This window comes from Streptomyces sp. CRN 30 (assembly GCF_034105845.1).
In genome coordinates, this window is the sequence record NZ_JAVRHI010000260.1 from 47,181 (window position 1) to 59,026 (window position 11,846).

The following is an 11,846-nucleotide window of genomic DNA, read 5'->3' on the forward strand; positions in this document are numbered from 1 at the left end:
TGCGGTATGTCGATGTTATTGAGCAGGGCATGACAACCGCAGGTGCGACGCCCGGAGGGCGCCGACCCGGCGGGGCGCAGCGGGCGGGTGTCAGCGGTGCCGGTGCCGGTACCGCTCCTCGACGGCGACGGCCGCCGCCGTCAGGGCTCCGAGCACCGGGACCGCGAACGGCACGACGACCCAGGCGGAGACGGCCACCACGGCCAGTCCGGAGACGAGCAGGAAGGATCCGGCGGGGTCGAGCACGGTCCGCCGCCCGGCCTCGGCGAGCAGCGACCGCCACCGGTCGCCGGGCCGCCACACCGCCGCGGCACGCAGTCCGGCGACGACGAGGCCGATCAGCGCGAACAGCGCGATCGCGCCCACCAGCGGCCCGCCGGGCAGCCCGGCGCGTACGGCCTGCACGTTCACCCACACGGCGGCCGCGGCGGCCCAGCCGAGGAGGCCGGCGAGCCAGCCGCCCCGCAGGGCCGAGCGGAAGTCGGCGACGAACTCCCGCCAGCCGCCGCCCTCGTGGGCGGTGCGCCGCCGCAGGTGCCGGGCCCCGGCGGCGAACGCCGCCGGGTAGGTGACCAGCGGCAGCGCGGCCACCGCGATCCACACACCGGTGAGCAGGCACTCGGCGAAGACCGCGAACCGCTCGGCGAGCACCGACTCCCGTCGTGCCGTCCGGGCCGTCGCGGCCGTCCGGTCCGCTCGGGCCTTCACACGTGCCTGGGCCATGACCGCTCCCCCTCAGCCCTTCAGTCCGGACGTCGCCATGCCGTCGATCAGGTACCGCTGGAAGGCGAGGAAGAAGAGCAGCACCGGCAGCAGTGCGACCAGCGACATCGCGATCAGACCGCCGTAGTTGGAGACCGTCTCCTGGTCGCGGAACATCATCATGCCGAGCGAGACGGTGTACTTGCCGGGCTCGTTGAGGTAGATCAGCGGGCCCATGAAGTCGTTCCAGGCGTTGATGAAGGTGAAGATCGCGCTGGTGATGAGCGCGGGCCGGCACAGCGGCAGCACGATCGACCAGTAGATCCGGAAGTGCCCGCACCCGTCGAGCCGCGCCGCCTCGTCCAGTTCCCGGGGCAGGTTCCGCATGAACTGCACCATGAGGAAGACGAAGAAGGCCTCGGTGGCGAGGTACTTGCCGATCAGCAGCGGTACGTAGGTGTTGATCAGCTCCAGCTTCTGGAACATCACGTACTGGGGGATCAGCAGCACGTGGTACGGCAGCAGCAGGGTGCCGATCATCATCGTGAACATCAGGTTCCGTCCGGCGAACCTGATCTTCGAGAAGGCGTACGCGGTCAGCGAGCAGGAGACCAGGATGCCGACGACCGAGCCGAACGCGTAGAAGAGGGAGTTGGAGAAGAAGGTGGAGATCGGGATGTCGGCGATGCCGTCGGCGAGCCCCTTGAAGTTGTCGAGGATCGGCTGGGCGGGGAACAGCTCCAGGCTGTTGATGATGTCCTTGCTGGGCTTGAACGAGGCGCCGATCACCCAGACGACCGGGTAGAGGACGACCGCGAGGACCAGCAGGGAGCCGAGGTGCCAGACGACCGAACCGGTCCGCTTCCGGGCGGAGGCGGGCGTTCTGCGGGGCGCGGGCGAGGGAGCGGGCGCCGGCGGGGTCGTGGTCAGGGTCATCGGGTGGCCTCCTCGTAGTGCACCCACTTCTTCTGGGACCAGAAGAGGACGGCCGTCACCAGGGCCACGGCGAGCAGCAGCATCCAGGCCATCGCGGAGGCGAAGCCCATCTGGGCCTCCTTGAAGCCCTTCTGGTACAGGTAACAGGTGTAGACGAGCGTGGAGTCGGCCGGACCGCAGAACGTGTTGGAGACGACGTACGCCGAGCCGAAGATCTGGAAGGAGTGGATGGTCTCCAGGAGCACGTTGAAGAACAGCACCGGGGAGATCATCGGCAGCGTGATGCTCCAGAACCGGCGCAGCGGTCCCGCGCCGTCCACCTCGGCGGCCTCGTAGAGCTCCCTCGGGACCTGCTTGAGCCCGGCGAGGAAGATGACCATGGGTGCGCCGAACTGCCAGACGGTGAGCGCCACCAGGCAGTACAGGATCCAGTCCGGGTTGCCGACCCAGCCGCCGACCTCCCAGCCGAGATACGACTGGGTACGGTCCACGATCGCGCCGTCGGAGAACAGGGCCCGCCAGACGAAGGCCACGGACACGCTCGCGCCGACCAGCGACGGGGCGTAGAACGCGGCCCGGTAGAAGCCCTGCCCGCGCCGGCTCTGCGCGAGCAGCAGGGCGACACCGAGGGCGAGCAGCAGTTTCAGCGGGGTGCCGATGACGACGTACTTCGCGGTCACCTCCACCGACTTCTGCCAGCGGGGGTCCTCGAACATCGTGGTGAAGTTGTCGAACCCCACCCACTGCGGCGGGCTGAAGAGGTTGTAGTCGGTGAACGCGTAGTACAGCGAGGCGACCATCGGGCCCGCGGTCAGCAGGACGAAGCCCGCGATCCAGGGGGACATGAAGAGGTAGCCGGCGAGGTTCTCGCGACGGCGGGCCCGCTTGGGTGCGGAAGGAACCGCGGGGCGCTTCTCCGGCGTGTCGGGCGGAGATTCCTTGACGAGCGTCGACACTGCGGTTCCCATCAGCCGGCGAGGGCGGTTTCCGCCTCGGAGAAGAACTGCTTCACGGCGTCCGACACCTTGGTCTTGCCCTGCGACATGTCACCGGAGATCCGCAGGAAGGCGGCCTCGACGGTGTCGGCGCCGGCCGGGTGCGGGGTGGGTTCGCCGAGGACCCCGGCGGCGGCCACGTCCTCCTCGTACTGGGCGATCGCCTTGTTCGGGGCGTCGGCCGGCTGGTACGCCTCGAACTGCGGGGTGGAGGTGAGGGTGCCCCGGTCGTAGCCCATGACCTTGCCGACCTCGGGGTCGTTGACCATGAAGTCGATGAACTGGGCCGCTTCCTCGGGGTGCTTGGTGCGCGCCGAGGCGCTCAGCATCAGCCCGCCGAGCCACTGGCCGGTCTGCTTGCCGTCGGTGGTGGGGATCGGCGCGAGGCCGTAGGTGCTGTCGCCCTCCGTCGTGTACCGGACGGTGAAGTTGTCCCAGGTGAATTCCGACGCGCCGTGGGCGGCGGCCAGCGACGACTTGGGCTTGGTCTGCTCGACGATCTTCGGGTCGGTGATGATCCCGGCCTTGACCCGGTTGTACCCGTCCTGCCACCACTCCAGCAGTTCGGCCTCGGTGAAGCCGAGCCCGTCGTCGGTGAAGAACGCCTTGCCGTTCTGCCGCAGGTAGAGGTCGTAGAGGTACATGATGCCGAAGTAGCCGGTGTCTCCGGCCACTTTCTGGGTGTCGCGGATCTTCTGGAGGGCGTCGAAGTAGTCGTCCCAGGTCCAGCCCTGCTTCGGCGTGACGCCGGCCGCCTTGAACATCTTCTCGTCGATGACGAGGGACATGACGTTGGATCCGACGGGGACACCGACCAGCTTCCCGTCGACCTCGCCGAGCTTCTCCAGGCCCGAGCGGAGGTTGTCCAGGCTCAAGTTGCCCGCGTCCACCTGGGACTTGAGGTCCAGCAGAACGCTTCTCTTGTCGTACTTCCGGAGGAAGGTGAGGGAGTTCTGGAACACGTCCGGCGGATTTCCACCGGCCGCCTGCGTCTGGAATTTCTCCCAGAAGGACTGGTAATCCTGGAAGTCCGTCTTCACCTTGATTTTCGGGAACTTCTTCTCGAAGAGCTTGATGGATTCGTTGACCCGCTTCGCCCGCTCGTCCGCGCCCCACCAGCTGAAGCGGAGTTCGACCGTTCCGTCCCCGGAGGCACCACTGCCTCCGCCGCACGCGGTGGCGGTCGCCCCGAGCCCCGCGGCGGCCAGTGAAACGCCGGCCACCTTCAGGACCGACCGCCTCTCAAGGTTCCCGCTTCTGTGCATGGTTGTGCCTCCCCGCGGCAGTGCTTCCGCCTCGTGAATCGTTTCAAGTAAGCGCTTGCTGGCACAAGGTACGGAGGCCCTAGGGGCGCGTCAATGACTCGGACAGGAATTGATGGAAAGGCCGTCGCGGGCACGGAGGGCGCGGGCCGGGGGCCGGGCGGGAGCGGGGGGAGGGAGTGCGCTGGTCGGAACCGCGCGATCGGCCTGCCGAACACGGGAATGGCGGGAAATCACCCGCTACGGGGAGAGGCGGCCGGAGGGCGGCGGCCGACCGGATCGGGCAACGGCGGTCGCGGGGCGCGGCGCCGTTCCGGAGGGGCGGGCGGAGAGACGGGAGAGCGGACCGGCGTTGGACGACGGTGGGCGAGGGACGACGGTGCGCGAGGGGCGGAGGTGCGCGAGGGGCGCAGGGCGCAGCGCCGACGTGCCGGGCCCGAGTTCCGGCGGACGAGGATGCACGGCGGCCGATCACGGAGGGCGACGAACACGCCGCCTCTCGCCTGCTTCACCGCCGACCCCTCGGCCGACGACACCGCCCGCCCCACGACGGAGCGGCACGAAACCGGGACGACGCCGAAGGGCGAGGAGCAGCGCACCCGGGCGACGCCGTACCGACGGCGAGGAGCAGCGCACCCGGGCGGCATCGAAGCGACGCGGGGAGCGGGGGCACCGGGCGGCACCGAACCGACGGGGAGGGCGAGGCCGCCGGGCGGGGGTGTTCTCAAGGGTGGCGCGGGAGAGCCGAGGAGCGGGCGTGGACGAACAGTCGGCCCCTGCGGGCGGCTCGGGGCGGACTCCGCGGGACGGTGCCACCAGGGACCGTCCAGCCGCCCTGCCGCGCCCCGTACTCCACGTCCGCCCCGGACGGGACGCGGGGCCCCGGCAGTCGCGGGGCCGTACGCACACAATCGGACGACCCGGCCCACAGTGCCTGTGGGCCGGGTCGTCCGATGATCCTGTGGGCGATACTGGGATCGAACCAGTGACCTCTTCGGTGTGAACGAAGCGCTCTCCCGCTGAGCTAATCGCCCGGGTGCAGGAAGAACATTACCCCAAGTCAGGGGGTGCCTCCGACCATGTACCGGACCACGAGCCGGACCGCGTACCGGCTCACCGCCCGCTCACTGATCCTTGATCTTCCAGGGCATCTCCAGGCCGAACTTCCACAGGTAGACCCCGACGAGCACGCCCACGATCACCAGGCCGGTGGTCGTCAGGATGATGTTGCGCCGGCGGACCTTGGGGTCGAGGGCCCGCTGCGCCGCCTCGGTGACCTTGCGCTTCGTCCAGCGCAGCACCAGCTGCGCCCAGACGAACTCGGTGGCCCAGATCGCCATGCCGGCGAAGATGACCACCCAGCCGGGACCGGGCAGCACCAGCATGGCCACGCCCGCGCAGACCACCGCGAGCCCGATGACGAAGACGCCCACCTGCCAGCTGAGGTGGAGCATCCGCCGCGCCTTGACGAACTCCGGCGCGCGCGAGCCCAGCGGGGCCGGAACCGCCGTCTCGGCGGCCTCCTCCCCGGGCGCACCGGTCCTGGTCCTGGTCGCGTCGGCCGCCACGGCGACCTCCCCCGTGTCGTGACTCCCCGTATTCATACGGCCAAACCCTACCCGAGAGATTCCGGTCACCGTAATGGCCGTATCCGACGAAGAGGTTCTCGGCCGTATGAGCTACCAAAAGCGACGCAAAACACTCAGAGGGGTTTACAACGGCACCGTAGGTGGGATGTCGATTTCGCCGACGTGCGAATCCCCGAGCGCACACTGAGCGAAAGGCCTTGGCGCTTATGAACACCACGGTCAGCTGCGAGCTGCACCTGCGCCTCGTTGTGTCGAGCGAGTCCTCACTGCCTGTACCCGCGGGACTACGGTATGACACGGCCGATCCCTACGCCGTGCACGCCACCTTCCACACCGGAGCCGAGGAGACCGTCGAGTGGGTCTTCGCCCGCGACCTCCTCGCCGAGGGCCTCCACCGGCCCACCGGGACCGGCGACGTCCGCGTGTGGCCGTCCCGGAGCCACGGTCAGGGCGTCGTCTGCATCGCCCTGAGCTCTCCGGAGGGTGAGGCTCTGCTCGAAGCCCCGGCGCGGGCGCTGGAGTCGTTCCTGAAGCGGACGGACACCGCCGTGCCGCCCGGCACGGAGCACCGCCACTTCGATCTCGATCAGGAGTTGTCGCACATCCTTGCGGAAAGCTAGACACCACCGGGGCACGATCCCCTAGAGCCGCCCGGCGCCGTCCACTCGGGGAGACGGCTCGGGCCGAGACAACCGCATACGCATACGGCACGCACCGGCGCCGTCGCACGGATCCTCGCGCGACGGCGCCGGTGCGCGTGTGCATGTGCGGGCTGGGCAGGCGTACGTGCGGCCGCGTGGGCCGTGCGGGCACGGGACGGCCGAGGCGGGAGTGACAGCACCGTACGCCCGGTGCGCCCGGTGCGCCGTGGCCGTGGCCGCCGGTCACGGGCGCGGCCCGCGCCGGTCACGGCGGCCGTCCAGCCACTACCATCGGCCAGCATCTGCGGGCGCCCGCCCGACCTTCAGGCCAGGGAGAGCGAAACGTGCTGATCACCCACGACACCCGGTGCGCCCTCGACACCGTGGTGGATCTGGTGAACACCGCGCCGGACGACGAGACCACGCCCGACGGGCTGGAGGATGTCGCGGCACTCGGTGACTTCGTACGGAACCACCAGATGAGCGACGTAGGGGCGCTGTCGGAGTTCGATCTGGCCGCGGTGCGCAAGGTGCGCGGCCGGTTCGCCGAGGTCTTCGCGGCGCCCGACGCGCGCTCGGCGGTCGTGGTCCTCAACGAGCTGGTGGCCGCGGCGGGCACCACGCCGCGCCTCACCGACCACGACGGTTACGACTGGCACGTGCACTATTTCGCGCCGGGTGCCTCGGTCGCCGACCACCTCGCGGCCGACTGCGGAATGGCACTCGCCTTCTTCGTGGTCGCCGGGGAGCAGGAGCGCCTGCGCCGCTGCGAGGCGCCGGACTGCCGGCGCGCCTTCGTCGACCTCTCGCGCAACCGCTCCCGTCGCTACTGCGACAGCCGCACCTGCGGCAACCGCCTCCACGTGGCCGCGTACCGCGCCCGCCGCAAGGAGGCCACGGGCTGACGCGCGACCGCCACCGGGGGGCGGAAGGGGGAGGAGGCCGACGGAGCCCTCGGCGGGTGGCGCCTGGGCTCCGTTTCCGGCTCAGAGCATCAGCAGATCGTGCAGTGATGTCATGAGCAGCAGGCAGCCGATCACCGCAAGGAAGATCATCAGCGGTGGCTGGGAAAGTGCGAAGAGACATCCTTTCCGCTCCTCGGGAGGGGCGGCGGGGTCGCTCTCGGTTGTGTCCAGCATCTCGCGGGCGATGATGGCGCAGCGGACACCCCCTACGCGATCAACACGACCGAAATGACCGGTGGTTCACTGATATCCGGCTCGTACGCGAGCAGATGTGATCGCTTCCGCGCCGCGATCCGCCCGAGCCGTGTTCCGGGCGCCTCTCATATGCCGTGCTTCTTGAGGATGGCCTCGATGTCGCTGAAGTCGTCCGCGGGCTCCGTGGTGCGTGCCGCGGGGGCCGGACGGGTCGCCGTACGGGAGTCCTGGGGCAGGGAGGGCGCCGAGGCCGCCGGAGCGACCGCGTCGCGCTGCGCCGACCTGGCGGCCTTGCGCTCCTTGCGCGTCCCGCCGCCGCGCCGCTCCACGGCCCGGGTGCTCACGAAGAGCAGCCAGGCGGCGCCGAGCAGGCCGAAACCGGCCCACGCCGTCGGGCTGAAGGCGGTGTCGGCCGCCCACTCGACGGCCCCGGTCAGCACCAGGCCGATGGGCACCAGCGAGTAGGCGGCGATGCGGGTCGCCCGCAGGAAACGCCTGCGGTAGGCCGTGATCGCGGCGATGCCCAGGCCGGCCGCGGAGACGGCGGAAAAGACGGTCTCGGCAATCATCCGGTCCTCCAGGCGGAGCTCGTCGAGCGTGGGTCGAGCGTGATCGGGGCGGTACGCGGCCCGTCCCTTCCATCCTGCACCGCCGCCCGCCCGGTATGCCATGGTCCGGCCGGACCTCAGGGAGATCTCCGGGTTCCCCCGGGGCCGGCTCCACCCCTGGTACCAGGCACGCTCCTACCGGCCCCGCCACCGGGCGCGCCCCTCCCCGCCCCGGCCCCGGCCCCGGCTGGGCCGGCCGCGCCCGGACTGCGAGACTGGTGCCATGAGCGACTCCTCCCCCGCACGCCCCGCCGTCGTCCTGGACGTCTGGTGCGAACTCCAGTGCCCCGACTGCCACAGCGCCCTCGACGACGTCCGCGCCCTGCGCGCCCGCTACGGCGACCGGCTCGACGTGCGGCTGCGGCACTTCCCGCTGGAGAAGCACAAGTACGCGTTCGCCGCCGCGCAGGCCGCGGAGGAGGCGGCGGAGCAGGGCAAGGGGTGGCCGTACGTCGAGGCCGTGCTGGGCCGCGTCGAGGAGCTGGCCCGTGCGGGCGAGTCCCTCCTCGTCGAAGTGGCCCGGGAACTCGGGCTGGACGCCGAGGAGTTCGACACCGCGCTGATCGACGGCCGGCACATCCTGGCCGTGGACGCCGACCAGGCCGAGGGCAAGGCGATCAAGGTGACCGGCACCCCGACGTACGTCATCGGCGGTGAGCGCCTCGACGGCGGCAGCAGCCAGGAGGGGCTGCGGGAGCGCGTCGAGGAGATCGCCGACCGTCTGCTGGCCGGAGCCTAGACCAGCTCCTTGTACAGGTGGTGGACGAGGGTCCGGTAGCCGAGTGAGGCGTAGAGGCGCTCGGCCGGGACGTTGTCCGCCCGCACGTTCAGGCGGATCGTCGGGTGGCCGGCCGCGTGCGCCTGGGCCTCCGCCAGGCGCATGAGCGTCCGGCCGTGGCCCCGGCCGCGGTGCCGCTCGTCCGTCTCCACGTCGTGTACGAAGGCCCGCCCCTCGTGTTCGCCCAGCCACAGCGTGCCGACGGCCGTCCCCTCGTGCTCCAGGACGCTGAGTGTCGTGCCCGCGGTGCCCGCGCCGTCGGGGAGCACCGCGGGGTGGCCTCTTCGGACGAGGGCGCCGGCCTCGGCCTCCGGTTCGCCCCGGGCGGCCCGCTCCCGGGCGTACGCGTCCTGCCGGTGCCGGCTCCAGTCCGCGAACTCCGCCTCGGTCATGGGCCGGCTCCGGCTCTCCGCGGGCAGTGCGGGAGGGGTGCCGCCGACGGGCTTCTCCATGAGGCGGCTGACGGGCACGTAACCGAGCGCGGTCGCCAGTGTCAGCGCCGGTGCGGCGCCGGCGGGTACCGCGGCCTCGATCCGCCGGCAGCCCCAGCCGCGTACCACCTCCTCCGCGGCGAGCGCCGCCACGGTGCCCCGGCCCCGGCGGCGGTCCGGTTCCGCGATCCGCAGGTCACGGATCCGGGCCACCTCGTCGCCGAGGACGGGGTGCGTGCCGAGGTGGACCGCGCCGACCGGACGGCTGTTCACACACACCTGGTAGCGGCGTGAACGGGTCCCGTCGGCATCGCGCTGGAGCGGCTCGGCCGGCCGCAGGGTGGTGGTCATCGAAGGGGTTCTACCCGCGTGCGGGAGCCCGGATCCGCCGGTCACGGGTCCAGGTCGGCACCGGCGCGCTCGTCGAAGATCCGCATGGCCTTGGCGGTCACCGGTCCGGGTGCGCCGGGCAGGTCCCGGGCGTCGACCCGGTGCACGGCCTGGACGTCACGCAGGGTGGACGTCAGGAAGACCTCGTCGGCGCGCTCGAGGACGTCCAGCGGCAGGTCGGTCTCCCGGGCCCCGGTCCACTCCACGGCCAGCGCGCGCGTGATGCCCGCGAGGCAGCCGGAGGCGACCGGCGGGGTGTGGATCTCGCCGTCCAGGACGACGAAGACGTTCGACCCCGTGCCCTCGCACAGCCGGCCCACCGTGTTGGCGAACAGCGCCTCGGTCGCGCCGTCCCGGTGCGCGCGGGCCAGGGCGACGACGTTCTCGGCGTACGAGGTGGTCTTCAGGCCGGTCAGGGCGGAGCGCTCGTTGCGGGTCCACGGGACGGTGATCACGGCGGTGGAGTCGGGCCGGCGCGTCGCGTCCCCGAGGGCGACGACGAGGGTACGGGCCTGGTCGCCGCGTTCGGAGCCCAGCGGCGACACACCGCCGGTGTACGTGATGCGCAGCCGCCCGAGCGGCTTCCGGTCGGCGTCCAGGACGGCCGCACAGGCCCGGCGCACCTCGTCGAGGTCGGGCTCGGGCAGTCCGAGACCGCGTGCCGAGCGGGTCAGCCGGTCGAGGTGGCGGGTCAGCGCGAACGGCTTCCCGTCGACCGCCTTGACGGTCTCGAAGACGCCGTCGCCCACGGTCAGCCCGTGGTCGAGGGCGGAGACGCGGGCCGACCCGATGTCCTTGAGCCCGCCGTCGAGCCAGATCTTCACTGGTGTCCACCTCGCATGGATGTCCCGGACGCGTGCGCGTCCCTGTCGTGCCGGCCGGGGTCCGGGACCCGCCGCGGACGGGCGCGGTCCGGTCCTCCCCCGTCCGGCGGGTACGTTCCCGACGCTACCGCGAGCAGCCGTGCCGCCTTCAGCTCGGTCTCCTGCCACTCCCGTACCGGATCGGAGCCCCAGGTGATGCCGGCGCCCGTGCCGAAGCGCAGCGTGCCGTCCGCCCGGTCGGCCCAGAAGGTGCGGATCCCGACGGCGAGCTGCCCGGTGCCCCGGTCCGCGTCGACCCAGCCGATCCCCCCGCAGTACGGGCCGCGCGGCGCCGTCTCCAGGGAGGCGAGGATCCGCAGGGCGCTGGACTTGGGGGCACCGGTGACCGAACCGGGCGGGAAGGCGGCGGCGAGCAGTTCGGGCCAGCCGGCGCCGTCGCGCAGTTCGCCGCGCACGGTGGAGACCAGGTGGACCAGGCCGGGGTGCTTCTCGACGACGCACAGCTGGGGCACGGTGACCGAGCCCGTGGCGCAGACGCGGCCCAGGTCGTTGCGGACCAGGTCGACGATCATCACGTTCTCGGCGTGGTCCTTCTCCAGCAGGTCCGCCTCCGTGCGCCCGGTGCCCTTGATCGGTCCCGACTCGACGACGCGTCCCTCGCGGCGCAGGAAGAGCTCCGGGGACGCGGTGGCCACCTCCACGCCGTGCCGCGGCAGCCGGATCGTCCCCGCGTAGGGGGCCGGGTTGCCCCGCGCCAGCAGCGCGGTCAGCGCGTCCACGTCGGCGTCCGGCGCGAGGGGCGCGGAGAGGACGCGGCAGAGGTTCGCCTGGTAGACCTCGCCGGCCGCGATGTGTTCCCGTATGCGCCGCACGCCCGCCGTGTACGCGGAGCGGTCGAGGGACGACGTCCAGTCACCGGCGCCGGGCCCGCGCCAGGCGCCGCGCACCGGAGCGGGCACCGGCTCGCGCCGTACGTCGCGGAAGCGGGCGCACACCAGCCGCCCCTCGAAGTCGGCGGCGACAGCCCAGAAACCGGCGGAGTCCAGTGCCGCGGGATCACCGGTCACGTCGGCGAGGCCGGTGGCGACGAGGCCGCCGAAGCGGGCGAGAGGGGGCAGGTCGAGCACACTGTCGAGTCTAGGGCGGGTCCCCGCACAACCGCCCTGACCAGGGTCCGGACCGGACGAACCGCAGCACGCTGCACAAACGCGTTTTTGTACTGGCCCGGTAATCCGCTAGAGTTCAACACGTCGCCGGGACGCGAGAGCGGACCGAAACGACAGGCGAACGTAGCTCAGTTGGTAGAGCGCAACCTTGCCAAGGTTGAGGTCGCGAGTTCGAACCTCGTCGTTCGCTCGAAAGAGCAAGGGGATCTTCCCGAACCCCTGCACTCCTGGTGGAGTGGCCGAGAGGCGAGGCAACGGCCTGCAAAGCCGTCTACACGGGTTCAAATCCCGTCTCCACCTCCAAGGACGATTAGCTCAGCGGGAGAGCGCTTCCCTGACACGGAAGAGGTCACTGGTTCAATCC

General features: G+C 71.3%; 13 protein-coding genes and 3 tRNA genes. 5 read left to right on the plus strand and 11 right to left on the minus strand.

Going from position 1 to position 11,846, the window contains the following annotated elements; genetic code table 11:
* Positions 1–90: 90 nt before the first annotated feature.
* The 6 genes from UW392_RS27480 to UW392_RS27505 all read right to left on the minus strand — a co-directional run bounded on the left by UW392_RS27480 (position 91) and on the right by UW392_RS27505 (position 5,499).
* Positions 91–723: a hypothetical protein gene (locus UW392_RS27480; protein WP_320777814.1), complete on the minus strand. Its 633-nt coding sequence runs from the start codon at positions 721–723 to the stop codon at positions 91–93.
* Between the two features lie 12 nt (positions 724–735).
* Complete coding sequence (locus UW392_RS27485; RefSeq protein ID WP_320777815.1) at positions 736–1,638, minus strand: carbohydrate ABC transporter permease; 903 nt, start codon at positions 1,636–1,638, stop codon at positions 736–738.
* Complete coding sequence (locus UW392_RS27490; protein ID WP_320777816.1) at positions 1,635–2,606, minus strand: sugar ABC transporter permease; 972 nt, start codon at positions 2,604–2,606, stop codon at positions 1,635–1,637. Before UW392_RS27490 ends, UW392_RS27485 begins: the two co-directional genes overlap by 4 nt.
* Positions 2,606–3,898 (minus strand): sugar ABC transporter substrate-binding protein, encoded by a 1,293-nt coding sequence (locus UW392_RS27495; protein WP_320777817.1) that lies wholly within the window; start codon positions 3,896–3,898, stop codon positions 2,606–2,608. Before UW392_RS27495 ends, UW392_RS27490 begins: the two co-directional genes overlap by 1 nt.
* A gap of 959 nt (positions 3,899–4,857) precedes the next feature.
* Positions 4,858–4,929 (minus strand) — tRNA-Val (locus UW392_RS27500).
* A 90-nt stretch (positions 4,930–5,019) separates the two neighbouring features.
* On the minus strand, positions 5,020–5,499 hold the full coding sequence (locus UW392_RS27505) for a TIGR02611 family protein (RefSeq protein WP_320777818.1): 480 nt from the start codon (positions 5,497–5,499) through the stop codon (positions 5,020–5,022).
* 191 nt (positions 5,500–5,690) lie between these two features.
* Between UW392_RS27505 and UW392_RS27510 the strand changes: the two genes are divergently transcribed.
* Positions 5,691–6,104 (plus strand): SsgA family sporulation/cell division regulator, encoded by a 414-nt coding sequence (locus UW392_RS27510; protein ID WP_030577202.1) that lies wholly within the window; start codon positions 5,691–5,693, stop codon positions 6,102–6,104.
* A 365-nt stretch (positions 6,105–6,469) separates the two neighbouring features.
* Entirely contained in the window at positions 6,470–7,030 is a 561-nt protein-coding gene (locus UW392_RS27515) for a CGNR zinc finger domain-containing protein (RefSeq protein WP_320777819.1), read from the plus strand.
* An 81-nt stretch (positions 7,031–7,111) separates the two neighbouring features.
* Here the strand turns inward: UW392_RS27515 and UW392_RS27520 are convergent, their stop codons facing one another.
* Together UW392_RS27520 and UW392_RS27525 are read right to left on the minus strand one after the other, a co-directional pair.
* Positions 7,112–7,264 carry a hypothetical protein gene (locus UW392_RS27520; protein WP_320777820.1) on the minus strand — a complete coding sequence of 51 codons (153 nt, stop codon included), beginning with the start codon at positions 7,262–7,264 and terminating at the stop codon, positions 7,112–7,114.
* 146 nt (positions 7,265–7,410) lie between these two features.
* The gene (locus tag UW392_RS27525; RefSeq protein WP_320777821.1) at positions 7,411–7,854 is read right to left on the minus strand and encodes a hypothetical protein; all 444 of its coding nucleotides are present in this window, start codon (positions 7,852–7,854) and stop codon (positions 7,411–7,413) included.
* Between the two features lie 262 nt (positions 7,855–8,116).
* Between UW392_RS27525 and UW392_RS27530 the strand changes: the two genes are divergently transcribed.
* Positions 8,117–8,632, plus strand: a complete 516-nt coding sequence (locus UW392_RS27530; protein WP_320777822.1) for a DsbA family protein — start codon at positions 8,117–8,119, stop codon at positions 8,630–8,632.
* Here the strand turns inward: UW392_RS27530 and UW392_RS27535 are convergent.
* The 3 genes from UW392_RS27535 to UW392_RS27545 are packed head-to-tail and all read right to left on the minus strand — an operon-like array spanning position 8,629 to position 11,443.
* Positions 8,629–9,453, minus strand: coding sequence for a GNAT family N-acetyltransferase (locus UW392_RS27535; RefSeq protein WP_320777823.1), 825 nt, complete (start codon positions 9,451–9,453; stop codon positions 8,629–8,631). The two genes, UW392_RS27530 and UW392_RS27535, sit on opposite strands and share 4 nt — an antisense overlap.
* Positions 9,454–9,494: 41 nt before the next feature.
* Positions 9,495–10,316, minus strand: coding sequence for an aminodeoxychorismate lyase (locus UW392_RS27540; protein ID WP_320777824.1), 822 nt, complete (start codon positions 10,314–10,316; stop codon positions 9,495–9,497).
* Positions 10,313–11,443 (minus strand): chorismate-binding protein, encoded by a 1,131-nt coding sequence (locus UW392_RS27545; RefSeq protein WP_320777825.1) that lies wholly within the window; start codon positions 11,441–11,443, stop codon positions 10,313–10,315. The genes UW392_RS27540 and UW392_RS27545 overlap by 4 nt, the downstream gene beginning before the upstream one ends.
* A 156-nt stretch (positions 11,444–11,599) precedes the next feature.
* On the opposite strand from UW392_RS27545, the gene UW392_RS27550 reads away from it, so the two are divergent.
* A tRNA-Gly gene (locus tag UW392_RS27550) sits at positions 11,600–11,672 on the plus strand.
* A 39-nt stretch (positions 11,673–11,711) separates the two neighbouring features.
* A tRNA-Cys gene (locus tag UW392_RS27555) sits at positions 11,712–11,785 on the plus strand.
* Positions 11,786–11,846 lie beyond the last annotated feature (61 nt).

What these genes read in the sequence shown, in the direction of transcription:
- UW392_RS27480 (WP_320777814.1), bottom strand. Translation starts at nt 723, where the DNA reads ATGGCCCAGGCACGTGTGAAGGCCCGAGCGGACCGGACGGCCGCGACG.
- UW392_RS27485 (WP_320777815.1), bottom strand. Translation starts at nt 1,638, where the DNA reads ATGACCCTGACCACGACCCCGCCGGCGCCCGCTCCCTCGCCCGCGCCC.
- UW392_RS27490 (WP_320777816.1), bottom strand. Translation starts at nt 2,606, where the DNA reads ATGGGAACCGCAGTGTCGACGCTCGTCAAGGAATCTCCGCCCGACACG.
- UW392_RS27495 (WP_320777817.1), bottom strand. Translation starts at nt 3,898, where the DNA reads ATGCACAGAAGCGGGAACCTTGAGAGGCGGTCGGTCCTGAAGGTGGCC.
- UW392_RS27505 (WP_320777818.1), bottom strand. Translation starts at nt 5,499, where the DNA reads ATGAATACGGGGAGTCACGACACGGGGGAGGTCGCCGTGGCGGCCGAC.
- UW392_RS27510 (WP_030577202.1), top strand. Translation starts at nt 5,691, where the DNA reads ATGAACACCACGGTCAGCTGCGAGCTGCACCTGCGCCTCGTTGTGTCG.
- UW392_RS27520 (WP_320777820.1), bottom strand. Translation starts at nt 7,264, where the DNA reads ATGCTGGACACAACCGAGAGCGACCCCGCCGCCCCTCCCGAGGAGCGG.
- UW392_RS27525 (WP_320777821.1), bottom strand. Translation starts at nt 7,854, where the DNA reads ATGATTGCCGAGACCGTCTTTTCCGCCGTCTCCGCGGCCGGCCTGGGC.
- UW392_RS27530 (WP_320777822.1), top strand. Translation starts at nt 8,117, where the DNA reads ATGAGCGACTCCTCCCCCGCACGCCCCGCCGTCGTCCTGGACGTCTGG.
- UW392_RS27535 (WP_320777823.1), bottom strand. Translation starts at nt 9,453, where the DNA reads ATGACCACCACCCTGCGGCCGGCCGAGCCGCTCCAGCGCGATGCCGAC.